Annotated in this window: 24 protein-coding genes; 21 read left to right on the top strand and 3 right to left on the bottom strand. The window is 49.5% G+C overall.

The window, feature by feature from the left end:
* Nucleotides 1-374 precede the first annotated feature (374 nt).
* Nucleotides 375-617 carry a DUF1289 domain-containing protein gene (locus tag M2404_RS03645; RefSeq protein WP_259238370.1) on the top strand — a complete coding sequence of 81 codons (243 nt, stop codon included), beginning with the start codon at nt 375-377 and terminating at the stop codon, nt 615-617.
* A gap of 5 nt (nt 618-622) precedes the next feature.
* On the opposite strand, the gene M2404_RS03640 is transcribed toward M2404_RS03645, so the two are convergent.
* Together M2404_RS03640 and M2404_RS03635 are read right to left on the bottom strand one after the other, a co-directional pair.
* On the bottom strand, nt 623-793 hold the full coding sequence (locus tag M2404_RS03640) for a hypothetical protein (protein WP_259238369.1): 171 nt from the start codon (nt 791-793) through the stop codon (nt 623-625).
* Nucleotides 794-805: 12 nt separating this feature from the next.
* Complete coding sequence (locus M2404_RS03635; protein WP_259238368.1) at nt 806-1,381, bottom strand: 4'-phosphopantetheinyl transferase family protein; 576 nt, start codon at nt 1,379-1,381, stop codon at nt 806-808.
* A gap of 203 nt (nt 1,382-1,584) precedes the next feature.
* Here M2404_RS03635 and M2404_RS03630 point away from each other — a divergent pair, with 203 nt between their 5' ends.
* From M2404_RS03630 to M2404_RS03535, 20 genes are all read left to right on the top strand, one after another.
* Nucleotides 1,585-2,271 carry a beta-ketoacyl synthase chain length factor gene (locus tag M2404_RS03630; protein WP_259238367.1) on the top strand — a complete coding sequence of 229 codons (687 nt, stop codon included), beginning with the start codon at nt 1,585-1,587 and terminating at the stop codon, nt 2,269-2,271.
* Nucleotides 2,271-3,035, top strand: coding sequence for a lysophospholipid acyltransferase family protein (locus M2404_RS03625; protein ID WP_259238366.1), 765 nt, complete (start codon nt 2,271-2,273; stop codon nt 3,033-3,035). Before M2404_RS03630 ends, M2404_RS03625 begins: the two co-directional genes overlap by 1 nt.
* A gap of 1 nt (nt 3,036) precedes the next feature.
* A complete protein-coding gene (locus tag M2404_RS03620; RefSeq protein WP_259238365.1) occupies nt 3,037-3,294 on the top strand; it encodes a phosphopantetheine-binding protein in 258 nt (85 codons plus the stop codon).
* Between the two features lie 13 nt (nt 3,295-3,307).
* Nucleotides 3,308-3,556 (top strand): acyl carrier protein, encoded by a 249-nt coding sequence (locus M2404_RS03615; protein WP_259238364.1) that lies wholly within the window; start codon nt 3,308-3,310, stop codon nt 3,554-3,556.
* Nucleotides 3,556-4,110 carry a COG4648 family protein gene (locus tag M2404_RS03610; protein ID WP_259238363.1) on the top strand — a complete coding sequence of 185 codons (555 nt, stop codon included), beginning with the start codon at nt 3,556-3,558 and terminating at the stop codon, nt 4,108-4,110. Before M2404_RS03615 ends, M2404_RS03610 begins: the two co-directional genes overlap by 1 nt.
* Complete coding sequence (locus tag M2404_RS03605) at nt 4,091-5,431, top strand: AMP-binding protein (protein WP_259238362.1); 1,341 nt, start codon at nt 4,091-4,093, stop codon at nt 5,429-5,431. Before M2404_RS03610 ends, M2404_RS03605 begins: the two co-directional genes overlap by 20 nt.
* Nucleotides 5,424-5,780, top strand: coding sequence for an ApeI family dehydratase (locus M2404_RS03600; RefSeq protein WP_259238361.1), 357 nt, complete (start codon nt 5,424-5,426; stop codon nt 5,778-5,780). The genes M2404_RS03605 and M2404_RS03600 overlap by 8 nt, the downstream gene beginning before the upstream one ends.
* Nucleotides 5,773-6,510, top strand: a complete 738-nt coding sequence (locus tag M2404_RS03595; protein WP_259238360.1) for a glycosyltransferase family 2 protein — start codon at nt 5,773-5,775, stop codon at nt 6,508-6,510. The genes M2404_RS03600 and M2404_RS03595 overlap by 8 nt, the downstream gene beginning before the upstream one ends.
* A complete protein-coding gene (locus M2404_RS03590; protein WP_259238359.1) occupies nt 6,507-7,499 on the top strand; it encodes an LpxL/LpxP family acyltransferase in 993 nt (330 codons plus the stop codon). Before M2404_RS03595 ends, M2404_RS03590 begins: the two co-directional genes overlap by 4 nt.
* Entirely contained in the window at nt 7,480-9,069 is a 1,590-nt protein-coding gene (locus tag M2404_RS03585) for an HAL/PAL/TAL family ammonia-lyase (protein ID WP_259238358.1), read from the top strand. Before M2404_RS03590 ends, M2404_RS03585 begins: the two co-directional genes overlap by 20 nt.
* A gap of 1 nt (nt 9,070) precedes the next feature.
* Nucleotides 9,071-9,481: an acyl-CoA thioesterase gene (locus M2404_RS03580; protein ID WP_259238357.1), complete on the top strand. Its 411-nt coding sequence runs from the start codon at nt 9,071-9,073 to the stop codon at nt 9,479-9,481.
* The gene (locus M2404_RS03575) at nt 9,478-10,011 is read left to right on the top strand and encodes an outer membrane lipoprotein carrier protein LolA (protein ID WP_259238356.1); all 534 of its coding nucleotides are present in this window, start codon (nt 9,478-9,480) and stop codon (nt 10,009-10,011) included. Before M2404_RS03580 ends, M2404_RS03575 begins: the two co-directional genes overlap by 4 nt.
* 2 nt (nt 10,012-10,013) lie before the next feature.
* Entirely contained in the window at nt 10,014-12,266 is a 2,253-nt protein-coding gene (locus M2404_RS03570) for an MMPL family transporter (protein ID WP_259238355.1), read from the top strand.
* A complete protein-coding gene (locus M2404_RS03565) occupies nt 12,253-13,494 on the top strand; it encodes an NAD(P)/FAD-dependent oxidoreductase (RefSeq protein WP_259238354.1) in 1,242 nt (413 codons plus the stop codon). The genes M2404_RS03570 and M2404_RS03565 overlap by 14 nt, the downstream gene beginning before the upstream one ends.
* The gene (locus M2404_RS03560; RefSeq protein WP_259238353.1) at nt 13,476-14,063 is read left to right on the top strand and encodes a DUF3261 domain-containing protein; all 588 of its coding nucleotides are present in this window, start codon (nt 13,476-13,478) and stop codon (nt 14,061-14,063) included. The genes M2404_RS03565 and M2404_RS03560 overlap by 19 nt, the downstream gene beginning before the upstream one ends.
* Nucleotides 14,060-15,244 (top strand): beta-ketoacyl-[acyl-carrier-protein] synthase family protein, encoded by a 1,185-nt coding sequence (locus M2404_RS03555; RefSeq protein ID WP_259238352.1) that lies wholly within the window; start codon nt 14,060-14,062, stop codon nt 15,242-15,244. The genes M2404_RS03560 and M2404_RS03555 overlap by 4 nt, the downstream gene beginning before the upstream one ends.
* On the top strand, nt 15,241-15,693 hold the full coding sequence (locus tag M2404_RS03550) for a hotdog family protein (RefSeq protein ID WP_259238351.1): 453 nt from the start codon (nt 15,241-15,243) through the stop codon (nt 15,691-15,693). The genes M2404_RS03555 and M2404_RS03550 overlap by 4 nt, the downstream gene beginning before the upstream one ends.
* Before the next feature lie 2 nt (nt 15,694-15,695).
* The gene (locus tag M2404_RS03545) at nt 15,696-16,418 is read left to right on the top strand and encodes a 3-ketoacyl-ACP reductase FabG2 (RefSeq protein WP_259238350.1); all 723 of its coding nucleotides are present in this window, start codon (nt 15,696-15,698) and stop codon (nt 16,416-16,418) included.
* Nucleotides 16,418-17,647, top strand: a complete 1,230-nt coding sequence (locus M2404_RS03540) for a beta-ketoacyl-ACP synthase (RefSeq protein ID WP_259238349.1) — start codon at nt 16,418-16,420, stop codon at nt 17,645-17,647. Before M2404_RS03545 ends, M2404_RS03540 begins: the two co-directional genes overlap by 1 nt.
* Nucleotides 17,648-17,713: 66 nt before the next feature.
* Complete coding sequence (locus M2404_RS03535) at nt 17,714-18,145, top strand: excinuclease ABC subunit A (RefSeq protein WP_259238348.1); 432 nt, start codon at nt 17,714-17,716, stop codon at nt 18,143-18,145.
* A 36-nt stretch (nt 18,146-18,181) separates the two neighbouring features.
* Here M2404_RS03535 and M2404_RS03530 read toward each other — a convergent pair whose 3' ends face one another.
* Nucleotides 18,182-18,772: a hypothetical protein gene (locus M2404_RS03530; RefSeq protein ID WP_259238347.1), complete on the bottom strand. Its 591-nt coding sequence runs from the start codon at nt 18,770-18,772 to the stop codon at nt 18,182-18,184.
* Nucleotides 18,773-18,825 lie beyond the last annotated feature (53 nt).

The following is an 18,825-nucleotide window of genomic DNA, read 5'->3' as shown; positions in this document are numbered from 1 at the left end:
TTGGTTAAAAATAGTTTTAGTTATGTTGACCTGCTATGCAGATCTAATTGCTATTAGAAATAGCCGTCTATCAGTCTGAAGTCAACAGATTTTTGTGCTTTGCTAAAAAATAGTCAGTTGGGAAACGGCAGCACTGGAGTGAGAATCGGCTTACACTAAACCAACCGTTACAGGCCAGGATGCTGACAAATTCGCCCGGAGCGAATTTGAACAGCTCTGCTGGTCCGCAGGATAAACTTCATGGATGAAGTTTATAATCGAGCCTACAGGGAAGTATTTACGGCGTGTTGGTGTGTGTACACCGGTTCGATAGTTTGCACCTGTAGTGATCGACAACGTACACTTAAGTTATTCGTAAATCAGCGCGGTAGCCTGTGGATCAGTTAGAGCTGTTTGACCTGCCCAATCCCTGTATCGGTGTTTGCCAAAGCAACAGCCGAGGCTACTGCATTGGCTGTTTGCGCTCACGCGATGAACGCTTTAACTGGCATGCCAAATCCGTTGCCGAACGCGCGCATATTTTAAAACTACTCACGCAGCGCCGCGCAAGATTAAATGCCAAAGCGAAAAAAGACACAGACTCACCAACAAGTGGCGAGTCGCTGGATTTGTTCTGAAATCCTTACTGCCCACTTAACCGTTTACCAAATGAAATAGCATAGGCTGGCGAGCGCATTCTTAGCACCGAGTCGTCACTGGCGCTAAAGCCACGGCTTAATACATTAGGGTCAAAGTTGATATTGCTACAGCCAGTATCAACACTGGCAAATTCCGGCGATTTTTTACTTTTCACTAAAAATATTAGTTATATATCGGTTAAAATTTTTAACATCGCATCTGGTACTTTATAACATAAGCACAACATATAACCGGGCAATGACAAGTGCTTTAGCTGGATATTTTGCGGTAGCGGATGAGCTAACACCGATAACAGCGGTTGTTGGCTAAACTTGCTGTAAGCTTCAGCGGCGGTCCAGCTTTGGTAAAAGCCTGTGCTGCCGGTTGTAGTGTTTAATGCAGCAAATTCGCCACTTAACTGCGCAAAATTACGTACTTTTATATATTCCAAATCTAACCCTACCGGCTGTTGTGGGCTATATGCTACTGCTACTGCCTGGCGTGAATGGCTAATACTTAATGCCACCTTTTGACCTTTAACATACATTACCGGAGCTTGCTCTGAAGGCAGAGCAATCTGAATATCTGCCACCACCACACCACGTTGTTGCAACAACAGCTGCCGTATCAGAGCCCGGCCATTACAAAATTCACGGGCACGTTTGTTGCTTAGCGTCAGGCTGTACTGCCACTCATTCTCATGTAACCATACCCGGCAGTCTTCAACGCTTAATGTTTGTAACCGATATGCCAGTGATATCATAAAATGCGCTGCTATTTCCTGTTTGTTTTTATTTACCTGAACTTACCAACTAACATAACTCAGTATCTGATCAGTGATGTTTAAATCTGCACGACAATACTGCTTTTGATTACAGCTTTGCTTTTATTTACTTCTTGGGGTGTTTTTTTATATGATACGCCGCTTTTAATAGTTTTCTGCGGCTCAGTGAGTAACAAATTTTGATGGAACTTTTCTTAACGTCCTGGGCGGTATGGATGCCACCGTCAGCAATGACACCACAGGATACACCTGATGCCAGCTTGCCTGCTTTAACTGCAGTACCCGCCATGACACGGCGCCGCTTAAGCAAGTTAACTAAACTTGCCTTTGACGTTGCGCTAAGTAACGTAGAGCCCGGACAACAGATCAGCACGATTTTTGCGTCGCGTCATGGCGATTTGCATAAAACGCTGGGCTTACTACAACAATTGGCTGAACAGGATGATATCTCACCATCTCAATTTGCACTGTCGGTGCATAACGCTATTAGCGGGCAATTTAGTATTTTCAGCCAGAATCATGCTGACAGCAACGCAATTGCCGCCGGGGCTGATAGCTTACATTATGCGTTGTTAGAAGCTGCAGCACGCTTTCGCAGCGAACCGCACTTACAACAATTACTGGTAGTATATGCCGATGAACCGGTACCGGCTCCTTACCAAATATTCTGCAAAGATCCGTCTGTGCCCATAGCTCTGGCGCTGCTGTTGGGGCGAGATGGCGACAAACTGCTATTTACTATGCAGTCTGATGCCGCCAGTAATGCATCGGATGATCAGGCGCTGCAATTATTGCCCTTGTTACAAGGCAACACAACACAACTGAGTATCGCCGGGCATCAACGCCATTGGTTATGGCAGCGGGCCTGATGATGCAAAAGCTGAATCATGTTTATCGCATTTTGGCGACCGGATTATGTTTTGTTTGTTTTGGTATCGGTGCTTTGTTGCTGTCTGTGCTAATTTTTCCATTGCAGCGCCTGTTTATTGTTGATCAGCAGCAGCGTAAACGGGTAGCTCGGCGCACTGTGCATAGTACTTTTCGCTTTTTTATAAGTCTGATACGCTGCTTTCGGGTGTTTAATTTTAACTTTACAGCCAGCGAACAACTGCACAGGTGCAAAGGTAAAATTATTATCGCTAATCACCCTTGCCTGATCGATGTGGTCGCCTTGATAGCAATGACACCTAACGCCGACTGTGTGGTGAAAGCACAGCTGTTTCGTAATCCTTTTATTCAGGGGGTGATCCGCTGTACTGGCTATATCAGCAACTCAGATCCCGATCAGTTGCTGGATGACTGTGCAACGTCATTACAGCAGGGTAATAATTTGATTATTTTCCCGGAGGGTACCCGCAGCACACCAGGCCAGCCTTTACAGTTTCAGCGGGGCGCCGCTAATATTGCCTTGAGGTCAGGCAGTGATTATCTGGCATTACATATTTGCTGTCAGCCAAGTACACTGACAAAACAGCAACAGTGGTACAACGTACCCAGCATTAAACCAACACTGGCAATTCATTTTTTAAAGCCTATTTATATTGATCAATATCGGGCTTTATCGTCCCCTTCGCTGGCTGCCCGGCAGCTGACAAGGGATTTACAAGCTTATTATCAGCAGGTACTTAGCTAAGATGGACACATTAAAACAAGAACTAAAACTACTTATTATTAATACTTTGGAACTGGAAGATATTACCCCGGATGATATCGATGACCACGTGCCACTCTTTGTAGAAGGTCTTGGCCTGGACTCTATTGATGCTCTGGAGCTGGGGCAGGCACTAAAGAAAAAATACAACATAAAACCTGACGCTAACTCAGAGCAAAATAAGCAGCATTTCGCCAGCCTGCATAATCTGGCGCTTTATGTGCAGCAACAACAGCAGTAAATGGAGCTTCGCCATGAAAACCAAACAAGATGTATATAACGTTCTGCAACAGCTGATGATAAAAGAGTTTGAACTGGACGCAGAGCAAATTCAGTTGGATGCCAACCTCTACGAAGATTTAGATCTCGACAGTATTGACGCAGTAGATCTGGTCGTGAAGTTGCGTGAGCTGACGGGCAAGAAAATTGAGCCTGACGCCTTTAAAGCGGTGCGTACCGTTGGCAATGTGGTGGATCAAGTTTACGCGCTGATCGAGGCCTGATGCAGGCCAGAACACCACTAAAAGCGGGCTTACAACTGGCGTTGTTGCTGTATCCTTTTTATGTTTGGTGGGCAGTCAGTAATTGGCACCCGGCCTTGGCGGTACTTCCAATAATGTTACTGGCGCTAGCTAAAGCACTGACCAGCCACAACGATACCTCACAGCGCTGGTTTTTTCTGCTCAGTGCCGTATTGCTGTTGGCTGCCAGCCTGCTGGGTAAAGCCGAACAAGCTATGTTGTATTATCCGGTATGGATCAATACCGGTATGTTACTGCTGTTTGGCTGGTCGTTATGTTATCCGCCAACAGTGGTGGAGCGTCTTGCCCGCTTAATGGAAGGTGAACTGGACGCTAAAGCTGTGCGTTATACCCGCAGTGTTACAATGGTGTGGTGTGTATTTTTTATCTTAAACGGCAGCGTTGCAGCTTTTACTGCCTGGTGGGGTAACTGGAACTTATGGGTGTTATACAACGGCTTTATTGCCTATGTATTAATGAGTTTACTGATGCTGATTGAATGGCTGGTGCGTCGTCGTGTTAAAGCAGCTCGCTAACCACTGGCAGCTAAGCTGGCCTGATCCACAACAGGCAATAATATTAGATGACAGCCACTACCTGAGTTATCAGCAATGGCATACCATGCTGCCCGCTGCAGTGCAGTATGCGCTCTCTCAACCAGGCGATACAGTGTTGTTGTATCAGCCAGACAGCCTGTATTTTAGCCTGTGGTTTGTCGCACTGGCTATGCAGGGTAAACATATCGTGCTGGCACCCGACAACCAGCCTCACACCACACAAATGGTGCTGAAACACTGTAACTGGCAGGTACCGGTACAACTACCGCCTGTTAGTGCTGCGCAAGCAAATGCTCCATTGCAGTTGTCACTTAGTAAAGAATGCCGTATCAGCTTTTTCACCTCAGGCTCCTCCGGCCAGCCAAAATTGATAAGCAAACGGCTGTGTCAGTTGCTGCTTGAAGTACAAACGCTTGAGCGGCAGTTTGGAAGCACACTGGATGCTAATACCCTGTTTGCCGCCACAGTGTCTCAGCAGCATATTTACGGCCTGCTGTTCCGCTTGTTGTGGCCTTTGTGCAGCAGCCGGCTATTATATCGCCAGCAGCTTAGTTTTTTTGAACAATGGCAGGCATTGCTGCAACAAAATAAAGTAGTGCTGGTAGCCAGCCCGGCGCACCTGGCCCGTTTTGATGACATTGCTAAACTTTCGCCGCAGCAACAGCAAATTAGCCGTATTTTCAGCTCTGGCGGCCCCTTGCCTGCACCGGTGCCGGCGTTGTATCAGCAAGCGTTGGGGCAAGCGCCAACAGAAGTTTTTGGTAGCACCGAAACCGGTGGCATAGCTTTTCGTCAACGCCGCCTACCCGATATACCCTGGCAGGCGTTTACCGGTGTAACCTTGGCCACGGATGCACAGCAGGCATTGCAGGTCATGTCGCCTCATCTTGATAACAATGATTATTTCCAAACCCAGGACCAGGTGCAGCTTATCACAAACCAACAGTTTCACCTGTTAGGCCGGTTGGACCGTATTATTAAACTGGCAGAAAAACGCCTGTCTCTGCCAGAGCTGGAGCAATTTTGCTGTAATTCTGAACTGGTAACAGAGGCTGCTGCAGTTATGTTGAGCTCGCCCAAAGTGCAACTGGCACTGGTTGTAGTGTTATCTGCAAATGGTGCAGTCATACTAAGTGATAACGGTAAGCTGGCGATGAATAACCTGCTAAGACAGCATCTGTTGCAACGTTTTGAGCCCGTGTTACTGCCAAAACGTTTTCGTTATTTACCCGCATTACCTTACAATCAGCAGGGCAAATTACCGCAGCCACTGCTGGAGGCCCTGTTTACTGATGACTAAGTTATTTCCCCTGCTTCAGCTGCAAAATCAAAACGCCCGGCATGTTGAGCTGCAACTGCATATCAGCGCCGATATTGATTATTTTGCCGGTCATTTTCCGCAAGCCCCGGTACTGGCAGGCGTGACTCAGTTGCATTGGGTCGTACACTACAGCAAACAGTATTTTGCCAGTTTACAGGAAGTGATATCGGTAGAAGTACTGAAGTTTCAGTTGATGATTCGCCCAGAGGATGTTCTTACATTACAACTGGAACTCAGCAACAGCAACACTACCTTATTTACTTACCTTAAAGATGGAAAAAAAGTAGCCTCTGGTCGGTTAAAATGGAGCCTGCAGCCAGATGCATAATTGCTTTGTGATCCCTATTTATAATCATCACGACACTATAGCGGCCACGGTACAGGCGTTGCTGCCGTATCAACTGCCTATTATCATTGCGGATGATGGTTCCGACAACCAGACTAAACAGGCACTGCAACAACTGGCCAGCTGTTATGCGTTGGTTGATATCGTTACCCTGCCACAGAATGGCGGCAAAGGCGCGGCAGTAAGTGCGGCGCTGCGCCGGGCCGCCGCGCGTAGTTTCAGCCATGCTTTGCAGATAGACGCGGACGCCCAGCATGATGTCAACGACATTCCGGCCTTCTGGCAACTGGCGACGCAACACCCGGATGATTTGATTAGCGGAGCCCCCTTGTATGACGAATCTATGCCCCGCAGCCGCCGTATTGGCCGCCACATTACACACTTTTGGGTTAATATCGAAACCTTGTCACGTGATATCCGCGATTCCATGCTGGGCTACCGGGTGTACCCGGTCAATGCTACCATCAAGCTGATTGATCAGGTGCAACTGGGCCAGCGCATGGACTTTGATATTGAAATTATGGTGCGGTTGTACTGGCAAGGCATTAAAGTGCGTTTTATTCCAACCCGGGTAGTTTATCCGCAAGGTGGCCGCTCTCACTTTAGCCTGCTGCAAGATAACTGGCTGATCAGCAAAATGCACACCAAACTGTTTTTTGGCATGTTATGGCGGATGCCCTTATTGCTAAAACGCAAATGGACTCACGGATGACGCCTTCTGATAACAGCGGCATACACTGGGCTAAAAAGCAGGAAAATGGCAGTTACTATGCCATAAAGTTACTGCTTACCCTGTATCGCTATGGTGGCAAATGGGTAATTTTGCTGGTACTGGCACCGGTACTGGCATACTTTTTTATCAAAGACGGTACAGCCCGGCGTTCATCGCTTGGTTATCTGCAGCAATTGCACCGCTACAAAGGCCGGCACAGCCCTTTTAGCACAATGCCGGGGTATTTGCAGGCATATCAACATTTTTGGCAATTTGCTATGGCGGCACTGGCTAAAATCGACGCCTGGCTCGGCCGGTTAAATACAATACCCGTGCATTATGGCGGTAGTACCGGCTTTGAGCAGATTATGCATCACAATAAAGGCGCAGTGCTAATAGGCAGCCATCTGGGTAACCTGGAAGTATGCCGGGCTCTAGTACGTAGCAAATACCCGGTGCGGATTAACGTACTGGCACATACCCGGCATACGGCAGCTTTTAACCGTATTCTGAAAGAAAGCAACAGCGAAGTTGACCTGCAGTTGATTGAGGTTACAGAGCTGACACCGGCGGTCAGCGCTATGCTGACCGACTGTATTGATAATGGCGAGCTGGTCGTTATTGTGGGTGACCGCATTTCAGCACAAGCTCCTGAGCGTGCGGTATGGGCCAGCTTTCTTGGCAAACCTGCGCCTTTTGCTATTGGGCCCTGGGTGCTGGCCAGTGTGCTGCAATGCCCGGTGTATCTGATGTTTTGTCTTAAAGAAGCCCGAGGCTACAACCTGATGTTTGAACCCTTTGCTGAGCAGATCGTGCTGCCACGCAAAACCCGGCAACAGGCTCTGATAAACATCGTGACACACTATGCGCAGCAACTGGAACAAGTGGCTTGCCGTTACCCTATGCAATGGTTTAATTTTTATGACTTCTGGCAATTGCCCGCAGCCAAACAACAAAAGGAAAGCACCGGTGACAACAGCAGTAACTGAACCCGGCACAGCACAACATGTCGCCAGCGCTACCGCTGTCTGCTTTGGCGAGGGCCGGATCAGCATAGAGCAAATAACAGCCATTGCACGCCAGCAACAAGCGGTTAGCCTTAGCCAGCATGCACCCTTTGTACAGCGCATTAATGCCGGCGTGGCCTTTTTGGATAAACTGCTGCAGGAAGACGGGGTAATTTACGGCGTAACCACCGGTTACGGCGACAGCGTTACCGTTAAAGTACCACTGGAGCAGGTGTACGAACTGCCGGTGCATCTGATCCGCTTTCATGGCTGCGGCCTGGGTGACTATTTCAGTGTTGAAGAAGGCCGCGCTATTCTGGCCACCCGCTTGTGCTCGCTGACACAGGGTTATTCCGGTGTCAGCTTTGAGCTGCTACACCAGTTAAGTGCTTATCTGAACCTGAATATAGTGCCACGCATTCCGCAGGAAGGTAGCGTTGGCGCCAGCGGCGATTTAACGCCGCTGTCTTATGTTGCTGCCAGCCTGATTGGCGAGCGGGATGTGTATTATGGCGGTGAAGTACGCCCGGTAGCAGACGTATTGCCGCTGCATCAGCTGCAACCACTGAAGCTGCGCCCCAAAGAAGGCCTGGCCATTATGAACGGCACGGCGGTGATGACGGCTCTGGCGTGTCTGGCCTATCAGCGCGCGGAATACCTAACCCGCCTATCCAGCCGTATTACTGCACTGGCCAGTCTGGCGTTGCAGGGCAACAGCCACCACTTTGATGATATTTTATTCAGTGTAAAACCGCATCAGGGGCAAAATCAGGTAGCGGCCTGGATCCGCGCAGACTTAAACCACGTTGAGCATCCGCGTAATTCAGACCGGCTGCAAGACCGTTATTCTATTCGCTGTGCGCCGCATATTATCGGTGTATTACGCGATGCGCTGCCGTGGTTTAAACAAACCATAGAAAACGAACTGAACAGCGCCAATGACAACCCTATTATCGACGGCATGGGTGAGCATGTGTTGCATGGCGGCCATTTTTACGGCGGCCATATCGCTATGGTAATGGATACAATGAAAACCGCGGTAGCCAATCTGGCCGATTTACATGACCGGCAAATGGCGCTGCTAATGGACACCAAGTTCAACCACGGTTTGCCAGCCAACTTATCCGCTGCAACACCAGAGCGACGCTATATCAATCACGGCTTTAAAGCGGTACAAATTGGTTGCAGCGCCTGGACGGCAGAAGCGTTAAAACTAACCATGCCGGCCAGCGTGTTTTCGCGTTCAACTGAGTGCCATAATCAGGACAAAGTTAGCATGGGTACCATTGCTGCCCGTGACTGCCTGCGGGTATTGCAACTGACAGAACAGGTCATGGCAGCGTCACTGCTGGCTGTACAACAAGCGGTGCAGCTGCGTATTGCTCAGGGTGAATTATGTTTTAACAGCCTGAACAGCGATATTCAGCAGATGTTGCGACAACTGCAGCAACAACATCCGGTAGTTGCAGAAGACAGGCCGCTGGAGTACAACCTGCGGCAGTTAGTCAGCCAGCTGCAACAGCAGTACTGGCCTTTATATCAGGACGCCTGACATGAAAACGGCAGAAATAATCATTGATGTGCCTTTTTTCGACGTTGATGCGATGCAGGTAGTGTGGCACGGCCACTATATAAAATATCTGGAAGTGGCACGTTGTGAACTGCTACGTAGTTTTAACTACGATTATCCGCAAATGTCTGAATCCGGCTATATGTGGCCTATTGTCGATTTAGCCGTAAAATATGTGGGTTCTGCCCGCTTTGCCAGAAAAATCAAGATCGTAGCAACACTAAAAGAATGGGAAAACCGTTTAAAAATCAGCTATCTGATCACTGATATCGAAACCGGTAAAAAACTGACGAAAGCCAGCACTACGCAGGTAGCCATTGATATCAGCACTCAGCAGATGTGCTTTGAGTCGCCAGCGGTTTTATTTGAAAAACTCGGATACGCAAAACCATGAACCGGTTTATTGTTTTACTGTTACTGCTCGTGTTGCTACCACCTGTTGCCGTGGCAGATCAGTCGGCCTCTCTGTTACGCTTTGCGCCACTGCAGGGGCAGCTGGATTTTGTCCAGTTGAAAACAGTGCAAGGTTTACCGGTACCATTGCGTAGTAGTGGTTATTTGCAGATCAGTGCCGACAAGCTGCTGTGGCATACCACAGCACCGGTAGATACCAAATTGCTGATAAGCCCGGCGGGGGTCAGCCAGTGGCAGCAACAACAATATGTTGCCGTAGCAGGCAGTGAATTTATCGGCCAGTTACTGCTGGCAGTACTGCAACAACAGCAAGACTTTATTCTGGCGCATTTTCAGTTGGCTACAGGGCCAAATAACTGTCTGCTATTACAGCCGGTACAACCACCGTTAAACCAGCTATTCAGCCAGATTGAACTGTGTGGTCAGCAAACCCTGGAACAGCTGACCCTAACTGAGCTGAATGGCAACCATACTGATATCAGCCTGCAACCCCAGGCGGGTAAACCCTAGCTATGCGCCGTAACCTTACATTGATACTGTGGCTGGCAGCCGTTGCGCTGATGCTGGTGTATGTGCTGCTGCAACTGCCCCAGCGGCACTGGAACAGCAGCATTACTGCCGCTATGCCCGGTACAACAACGCCCTGGCAAAACCAACTAATGCAGCAAAACAGTAGTAGCCGTCATCTGAGCCTGTTACTAACCGGCCAACCGCTGCCACAACTGCGCCAGGCCGCTACGCTATTACAACAGCAAACACTGCCCGGTCTGAGCTGGTATCAGCCTGGAGTCTTAATGCAACAGCTGCAACAGCAATACCAGCAGCATCAGGCTCTGCTGGCATCACCTGCGGCATTGGCGCAATTACAAAGCGGGCAATACCAGCAACTGGTCGATGCTGCCTGGCAGCGCCTGCTTAGCCCGGCGCCATTGCTGGCAGAAGCATTGCAGCATGACCCTTTACTGCTAACACAGCAGTTTATCGAACAACAAACACCTGTTTCATCCATGCAGCCACGCCAGTCCTGGTTTGAAAGCACTGAGCCCGCGGCTATTTTGTTACATGCCAGCCTGAGCATAGATCCCTTTGACCGTACTGACGCAGGGAAACTGGCCGCCGCCCTGGAACATCAACTGCAGCAGTTGCAGCAAAATGCCCCGGAGTTACAGTTGGCGCGAAGCGGAGTGTTATTTCATGCCGTTAATGCGGCTGACAACGCCAGCTTTGAAATGCAGTTTTACGGTGGTTTATCATTAATGGCTATTTTGCTGCTGTTAGGCGTTAGTTTTTACAGTATCAAACCTTTGCTGCTTGCCAGTGTAGTACTCGGCTGTGCCACTCTGAGCGGACTGACAGCTTTGCTGATATGGGTGCCACAGCCCCATGTACTGGCTCTGGTATTTGCCACCACGTTAATTGGCATAGCAATAGACTACTCCTTTCATGGCATGTTGGCCGCCAACAAAGGCCAGCGTTATTTCAACGCCATGCTGCCAAGCCTGGCGCTGGGCCTGCTGACGACTTTACTGGGTTACCTTACCCTGACACTGCTGCCTTTTGCGCTGTTAAATCAGGTAGCAATTTTTATGTGTGCCGGTTTAACTGCTGCTTTTATCAGTGTCTGGCTATTATTTCCTTACTGGCTGGCACCACAAAGCCTGCATAACAATGCCAGTTTACTGCACTGCTGTGAAAAGATAAGCGGCCGCTATAACAATACCTCCGCCTTAAAGGTGTGGAGTGGCGCACTGTTGCTGGCCGTACTGGTTTGCCTGTTGCTGCTAAACCAGGCAAGGTTTGTCGATGACGTACGCTTATTTAACCAAAGCCCTGCCGGTTTACTGGCACAAGAACAGCAGGTGCGCAGTATGGGCTCGCAGCAGTGGGACAGTCGTTTTATTGTCGTGCTGGCCGATAATGCAGAGCAGGTATTGCAGCAAGAACAACAACTGCTGCCGTTACTTAAGCACTGGCAGCAGCAAGGCTGGTTGAAAAGCTGGCAGGCGCTGTCACAACAACTCCCTCCGGTGCAACTGCAGGACCACCTGCAACAGCAACTGCAACTGGCTTATCAAAGTGAAACGGTGCAACAATATTTATCACAGTTACAATTGGCGGTGCCAGCACCACGGGCAGAGCGCTTACAACCAGACAATTTTAACTCAGTATTGCTACAACAATTATTCAGCCTGCAACAACACAGTGCCAGCGTAATATTGCTCAGCGGGGTTAACATACCGGATAACGAACGGGTGCAGCTTAATAGCATGGCGCAAATACACTGGCTGGACCCTATTGCCGATACAAATCAGGTGCTGGTTCAACTGCGCAGCCAACTGGGCCACTGGTTGTTACTGGCATTGGCTGTTACGTTAGTGATTTTACTATGGCGGCGCGGCATCAAAGCGGCATGTGCCATTACACTGATGTTACTGATTGCAGTAGGCGGCGCTTTGTTACTTAGCCAGCTACTACAGCAACAGCTGAATATTTTTAATCTGGTAGCGGCCTTATTGGTGCTGGCATTGGCTCTGGATTACGGCGTATTTTTTACTGCCCGCCTAAGCAGCGCCGATGTTTATCAGGCCGTACTATTATCAGCGGTTACCAGTTGTTTAGCCTTTGGTTTATTGAGTTTTAGCCAAACACCTGCCGTAGCCAGCTTCGGTTTTACCGTGTTTTGTGGCGTTGCGCTGGCAGCATTGCTGGCTCCGCTGTTAACTGTTGTCAGCGTAAAGGAGAGCGATAAGCATGGAACACTTTGATGTTATTATTATTGGCGCCGGCCCGGCAGGCAGCTGTGCCGGAGCCATGCTGGCACAAGCCGGTAAGCGGGTGCTGTGTTTGGAAAAACAGCATTTTCCGCGCTTTAGTATTGGTGAAAGCTTATTACCACACTGCATGGAATTTTTAACCGCTGCCGGTATGGCTGCCACCTTGCAGCACCATGCTGAAAGCCTGGGGTTTCAGTTTAAAAATGGCGCAGCATTTTTAAAAAACGATATCCGTACTGCCTTTGATTTTACCGACAAATTTAGCCCTGGGCCCGGTACGACGTTTCAGGTAAAACGCGCCGCTTTTGATAAACTACTGGCTGATGCCGCCGCCGAGCAGGGTCTGCAAATACGCTATGGCGTCACAGTACAACAATGTGATCATTTGCAGGCACGGCAGGCCGTACTGACAGTAAGTGATGAAACTAACAGCCAGTATCAGCTAAGTGCCGGCTTTATACTCGACGCCAGCGGCTTTGGCCGGGTGTTGCCACGGCTGCTGGATCTGGAGGTACCTTCTGATTTCCCGGTACGTCAGGCGTGTTTTTGTCATATACGTGACAACATCAGCGATGAACGGTTTGATCGCAATAAAATCCTGATCACCGTGCATTCAAGCCTGCCGGATGTCTGGTTCTGGTTGATCCCATTTAGTGACGGCACAGCAAGCCTGGGTGTAGTCGGTAAGCAACAGCGTTTTGACAGTGCGTTAAGTGCAACAGACAATCTTTGGCAACATATCCACCAGACACCAGAACTGGCAGAATTGCTGGCGCAGGCCACACCGGTGAACGAGGTACAAACACTGACAGGTTACTCAGCCAATGTACGCACTTTGCACGGCAATAATTTTGCGCTGCTGGGTAACGCCGGAGAATTCCTTGATCCGGTTTTTTCATCCGGCGTCACTATAGCACTGCGCTCTGCCGCCATGGCAGTGCCACTGGTATTACGCCAACTAAACGGCGATATGCCGGATTGGGAAACGCAATACAGCAAACCGCTACGTAAAGGTATAGATACTTTCCGTACCTTTGTTACTGCCTGGTATGATGGCCGGTTTCAGGATGTTATTTTCAGCGAAAAACGCCAGGCTAAAGTAACAGCTATGATTAGCGCAATTCTGGCCGGTTACGCATGGGATCCGGCTAATCCCTATGTAGCAGAGCCGGAACGGCGCTTAAATGTGTTAAGGGCACTATGTCTGGACGTGGATTAGCACTGGCACTTTGCCTGTTATTACTTAGCGGCTGCCAGCAGTGGCGCACGCCGGCTGCAAAAGGCTGGGTTATGCTGGATGGCGGCTATTACCAGCTAGTTGACAACTGGCCTGAGCGGCCGCAACAGTTATTGCAGCAGATAAACTGGCGCGATGAGCAGCAGCAACAGCAATTTGTGCTCAGTGCTTTGCTTACAGCAGACAGTATATTGCTGGTGGCGTTATCGCCTATTGGGCAAGAGTTATGGCGCCTGCATTACCAGCCGCAACATCAGCTAACGTTGTCCGGCATAGCGCCATTTAACCAGCCAGAGTTTGCCAAGCGCCTGCTGGCTGAAATGCAATTGGCCCTGCTGGACAGCAGTATAATTACACCGCGATTGTACGGCTTAACGCTGACAGAGCACACAACAACTATTGGCACAGAGCGGTATATAAACCATGCCAATGGCAGGCTGATATTGCAAATTGATCACAGTGCTCAAATCAGCACCATGACGCCAATCACGTTAAAAGGCCACCACTATCAACTGCAAATTACGACCTTACAGCAGGATTTTTTACCATGACAATAGCGCACTTAACCGCGCTGGGTTTGTGCTGTGCTTTGGGCAATAACAAACAGCAGGTCTGGCACAATGCCATTACCGGTAGCCGTGCGGGTATGCGCTGGCGCAGCGATTTACTTACCAGTGGCTCGGCAGTCATCGCTGGCGAAGTCAGTGGCGCTTTACCCGACCTAAGCGTCTGGCCCGCACATTACCAAAGCCGTAACAACCAGTTGGCAACATTGGCTTATCAGCAAATTGCCGAAGATGTGGCAGCAGCACGTCAACAATATGGCGCAGCTCGCATTGCAGTGATTGTTGGCACCAGTACCTCTGGTATTGCCGAGGGTGAACGTGCAATGCAGCACTATATGGCGCAGCAAGATTATCCAAAAGGCTACCACTACCAGATGCAGGAGATGCTGGCCCCGGCCCACTTTATTGCCCGGCTGGCTGATGTCAGTGGCCCATGCTATGCCATTTCTACTGCCTGTTCTTCCAGCGCCCGAGCCCTGATAAGTGCCCGGACCTTATTGCTGGCCGATCTGGCTGATGCAGTAATAGTGGGTGGCGTGGATTCTCTGTGCCAGCTTACGTTCAATGGTTTTGCAGCACTGGAATCGGTTTCGGCTGCCCACTGCCAACCCTTTAGTATGCAACGTGACGGTATTAATATCGGCGAAGGTGCAGCACTGTTTCTGATGCAAAAGCATGGCTCAGGCATTGCCTTGCTTGGGTGCGGCGCAAGCGGCGATGCTCATCATGTGTCGGCGCCACAGCCTGAAGGCCTGGGGGCAATTAATGCTATCACCCAAGCTTGCCAGCAGGCAGCTATTACGCCAGCACAACTGGATTATATTAATCTGCATGGTACTGCCACCGCTCTGAACGACAGCATGGAAAGCCATGCTCTGGCTACGCTAGCGCTGACAAAAGTTGCAGCCAGTTCCAGCAAGAGTATGACCGGCCACACGCTGGGCGCGGCCGGAGCTATTGAAGCAGCACTTTGCTGGCTGACACTGTCTGATTATAATACCGGCCAACATCTGGTGCCGCATTGCTGGGACGGCCAGGCAGATCCTGCTTTGCCAGCGTTATCGTTGGTTAGTATTGGCCAGCAACAGGCAGTAAGCTATTGCCTGTCTAATTCTTTCGCATTTGGTGGCAATAACGTGGCATTGATACTGGGTAAAACAATATGATAACAGGCTACAGCATAGAACAAGTGTTGCCCCATGCGCACCCGATGATATTGCTGAATGAATTTATTGAAGCCGGCAACGAACATGCATTGTGCCGCGTGCAGATTAGCCCCCAAAGCCCGTTTTACAATACCGCACTGGCAGGTGTTCCCAGTTATGTCGGGCTTGAATACATGGCACAAACGATCGCAGCTTATGCCGGAGCCAATAATCTGGCTGAAGGCGGTAAAGTACAAATAGGTTTTTTACTCGGCTGTCGTAAATATGTGCCTTCAACCACGTTGTTTACACTAGGTGCAGACTTAACTGTCAGGGCCACACAAGTGGTGACAGATAACTCAGGCCTCAGTGTATTTGACTGCCAGATCTATCAGCAACAGCAACTGTTGGTTGACGCCAAACTAAATGTATTTCAACCGGAAAATCATCGTTCCTGGCTAACGGAGTAGTAATGAAAAGAGTATTAGTTACCGGCTCTGGCCGTGGTATCGGCAAAGCTATAGCGCTGCAGTTGGCGGCCGCTGGGTTTGATATTGCCGTACACTGTCGCAGTGATCGTGCCAGCGCCGAAGCCGTAGTAAGCCAGGTACGCCAGTTGGGTAAGCAAGCCTGGCTGTTACAATTTGATGTCGCCGACCGGGCAGCTGCCAAAGCCACACTGGAGCAGGATATTGCAGAGCACGGAGCCTATTATGGCGTAGTCTGTAACGCTGGCATTACCCGTGACGGCGCTTTTCCGGCGTTAACCGAAACCGACTGGGACAGCGTGATTCATACCAACCTTGATGGCTTTTACAATGTGCTACATCCGGCCGTGATGCCGATGATCCAGCTGCGTAGCGGTGGCCGCATTGTAACTATTGCATCGGTATCCGGCATTGCCGGCAACCGTGGTCAGGTGAATTATAGCGCATCCAAAGCTGGCTTAATTGGTGCCACCAAAGCGTTGGCACTGGAACTGGCCAAGCGTAAAATTACAGTTAACTGTGTAGCCCCCGGTTTGATCGATACTGACATGGTGCAAGAGCTGGCGCAGGAAGAGCTGATGAAAATGATACCGCTACGCCGCGCCGGCACGGCCGATGAAGTCGCCGCCACGGTGGCATTTTTATTTTCTGAACCTGCGGCTTATATTACACGGCAGGTGATCTCGGTGAACGGTGGTTTAGTTTAATGAAAAGAGTCGTTGTTACCGGTATGTCTGTCGTTACTGCATTGGGGGATAACTGGCCGCAATTTAAACAAGCGCTGCAACAGGGCCGCAACGCTGTTTGTACCATGCCAGACTGGGATAGGTTCAGCAGTATGACAACCCGGCTGGCCGCACCGGTACAGGGTTTTGTCCGGCCGGTGCATTATCCGAGAAAACTGGTGCGTTCTATGGGCCGGGTATCATTAATGGCCACCCGCGCCACCGAACTGGCACTGAGTGACGCAGGCCTGCTGCAACACCCGGCAATAAGTGATGGCCGTTGTGGCATTGCTTATGGTTCATCTACCGGCAGTACAGAGCCGGTACTGGCGTTTGGCCGCATGATGTCTACCGGCGATATGACCGGCGTTACCGCAACCAGCTATATCCAAATGATGGCGCATACCACTGCCGTCAATGTCGGCGTATTCTTTGGTATTAAAGGCCGGGTATATACCACCAGCTCGGCCTGTACCTCTGGCTCACAAGGTATTGGTTATGCCTATGAGGCGATAAAGTACGGCAAGCAGCTACTGATGGTAGCCGGTGGTGCTGAAGAACTGTGTGCAACCGAAGCGGCCGTATTTGATACTCTGTACGCTACCAGCACCAAAAACAGCACACCGGCGTTAACACCAAGGCCGTTTGATAAAGCACGCGATGGCCTGGTGATTGGCGAAGGCGCCGGTACGCTGATTTTGGAAGAGCTGGAGCATGCTCTGGCACGAGGTGCGACAATTTACGCCGAAGTGGTAGGCTTTGGTTCAAACTCTGACGGCGTACATGTTACCCAGCCAACAGACACGACTATGGAAACCGCTATGCGTCTGGCACTGGCCGACGCTGAACTGGACGCCGGTTACATAGGTTATGTTAATGCGCATGGCACTGCCACCGACAGAGGCGATATAGCCGAAAGCCACGCCACAGCAAGAGTATTTGGCAGACAACAGGTGATCAGCTCGTTAAAAAGCTATCTTGGCCATACGCTCGGCGCCTGTGGCGCGATAGAAAGCTGGGCCAGCATTATGATGTTGCGGGACAATTGGTATGCGCCCACCCTGAACCTGACCGAAGTAGACCCCGCCTGCGCTGAGCTGGACTATATAACCGCCAACGGCCGCACGCTGGATACCAACTATGTCATGAGTAACAATTTTGCCTTTGGTGGCATTAATACCTCACTGATTTTTAAACGCTGGCAAAGCTAACAGCAGCCTGCCGCGATATGTCGGTGTATGTTTTGCGATGGAAATTCACACAATACGGAGCTTTAGATGAATAAAAAAATAATGTTAGTTGCAATGTCAGCAGCACTGATTTGCGGTACCGCTGAAGCCAGAAACGATGTATTAAGCCTGCCACTGGATAAAATTATCGGTACCGATAAAGCTAATCAGGCATTACATAACGTGCCGGTATACTTTGCCGGCCAAAGCCATCCGGCCGTTAGCAGCAACTGGGGCGAAATCAGTACCAGCCGTAAAACCAATGCATTTGGTAAATCAGACGAAGAGGCCTGCCAGTGGGTATTGTTGTCTGCACTGAAAGTGCTGCAAGAAGCCGCCCAGCAAAGGGGTTATGATGCTGTCGTCAATATCCGCTCTAACTATCAGAATAAAGAATTCAGCAGTGCTACTGAGTTCCAATGCGGAGCCGGTGCCATTATGGCCGGTGTCGCATTAAAAGGCGATTTGGTTAAGTTTTGATATTAAGGCGCCGAAATGGCGCCTTCTTTAAATTAATTAAATACCGGCCACAGCTGCAACTTTACTGTCATTGATAAAGTCCCGCAGAATTTCATCAATAGCAAATTTAGTCGATTGTTGCGTTGCATTTTTCATTGCAAAAGGACCGCCAAAAAACATCTTACCGCCCTGCGATTTACCTTTGGCATGATATGTCTTATTCAGCACGGTTTTGCCATTCTGTTCCAGACTAATATTTAATGTCACATGCGCCATATGATCTTTAAACTCATAATTTTCCAGGTTGAAACGCAGTAAGCCAGGGTTCTGTTGTGTTCCATTTACTTTAGACAGTTTACCAAATGATGCCTGTACATCATCTGACTTTAACGTTGCATCCAGCATCTGACCAAATTCCACGATCCACAAATGCGCATAGCCCACCGTAGCTGCCCGGAACTCATAACGATGCGTTTCTGTACCTGTAGCAATCTCGTAGTCTGCTTCCAATGTAGATTTAGGTAGCACAACTTCGCCTTTATTATTAGCAAGATACTGCGGATAGTCTTTAGCAACCGGGTGTTTGATGGTACAACCTGCCATCAGACCAGCACATAACAAAGCCGTTATTAAGTGAATCTTATTCATTTTGATATCCTTTATGTTTTTTATTATGGATACAGTGCTCAATCTGTACAAGA

The organism is Rheinheimera pacifica, from assembly GCF_024809855.1.
GTDB classification, from domain to species: Bacteria; Pseudomonadota; Gammaproteobacteria; order Enterobacterales; family Alteromonadaceae; genus Alishewanella; species Alishewanella pacifica_A.
The sequence above is the reverse complement of the archived record's forward strand: the minus strand, read 5'-3'. Positions and strand labels throughout refer to the sequence as shown.

Excerpts from the sequence above, each read along its gene's own strand:
- M2404_RS03545 (WP_259238350.1), top strand. The coding sequence starts at position 15,696 with ATGAAAAGAGTATTAGTTACCGGCTCTGGCCGTGGTATCGGCAAAGCT.
- M2404_RS03630 (WP_259238367.1), top strand. The coding sequence starts at position 1,585 with ATGGAACTTTTCTTAACGTCCTGGGCGGTATGGATGCCACCGTCAGCA.
- M2404_RS03635 (WP_259238368.1), bottom strand. The coding sequence starts at position 1,381 with ATGATATCACTGGCATATCGGTTACAAACATTAAGCGTTGAAGACTGC.
- M2404_RS03565 (WP_259238354.1), top strand. The coding sequence starts at position 12,253 with ATGGAACACTTTGATGTTATTATTATTGGCGCCGGCCCGGCAGGCAGC.
- M2404_RS03610 (WP_259238363.1), top strand. The coding sequence starts at position 3,556 with ATGCAGGCCAGAACACCACTAAAAGCGGGCTTACAACTGGCGTTGTTG.
- M2404_RS03535 (WP_259238348.1), top strand. The coding sequence starts at position 17,714 with ATGAATAAAAAAATAATGTTAGTTGCAATGTCAGCAGCACTGATTTGC.
- M2404_RS03615 (WP_259238364.1), top strand. The coding sequence starts at position 3,308 with ATGAAAACCAAACAAGATGTATATAACGTTCTGCAACAGCTGATGATA.
- M2404_RS03555 (WP_259238352.1), top strand. The coding sequence starts at position 14,060 with ATGACAATAGCGCACTTAACCGCGCTGGGTTTGTGCTGTGCTTTGGGC.
- M2404_RS03530 (WP_259238347.1), bottom strand. The coding sequence starts at position 18,772 with ATGAATAAGATTCACTTAATAACGGCTTTGTTATGTGCTGGTCTGATG.
- M2404_RS03600 (WP_259238361.1), top strand. The coding sequence starts at position 5,424 with ATGACTAAGTTATTTCCCCTGCTTCAGCTGCAAAATCAAAACGCCCGG.
- M2404_RS03620 (WP_259238365.1), top strand. The coding sequence starts at position 3,037 with ATGGACACATTAAAACAAGAACTAAAACTACTTATTATTAATACTTTG.
- M2404_RS03590 (WP_259238359.1), top strand. The coding sequence starts at position 6,507 with ATGACGCCTTCTGATAACAGCGGCATACACTGGGCTAAAAAGCAGGAA.
- M2404_RS03625 (WP_259238366.1), top strand. The coding sequence starts at position 2,271 with ATGATGCAAAAGCTGAATCATGTTTATCGCATTTTGGCGACCGGATTA.
- M2404_RS03560 (WP_259238353.1), top strand. The coding sequence starts at position 13,476 with ATGTCTGGACGTGGATTAGCACTGGCACTTTGCCTGTTATTACTTAGC.
- M2404_RS03550 (WP_259238351.1), top strand. The coding sequence starts at position 15,241 with ATGATAACAGGCTACAGCATAGAACAAGTGTTGCCCCATGCGCACCCG.
- M2404_RS03570 (WP_259238355.1), top strand. The coding sequence starts at position 10,014 with ATGCGCCGTAACCTTACATTGATACTGTGGCTGGCAGCCGTTGCGCTG.
- M2404_RS03580 (WP_259238357.1), top strand. The coding sequence starts at position 9,071 with ATGAAAACGGCAGAAATAATCATTGATGTGCCTTTTTTCGACGTTGAT.
- M2404_RS03575 (WP_259238356.1), top strand. The coding sequence starts at position 9,478 with ATGAACCGGTTTATTGTTTTACTGTTACTGCTCGTGTTGCTACCACCT.
- M2404_RS03540 (WP_259238349.1), top strand. The coding sequence starts at position 16,418 with ATGAAAAGAGTCGTTGTTACCGGTATGTCTGTCGTTACTGCATTGGGG.
- M2404_RS03595 (WP_259238360.1), top strand. The coding sequence starts at position 5,773 with ATGCATAATTGCTTTGTGATCCCTATTTATAATCATCACGACACTATA.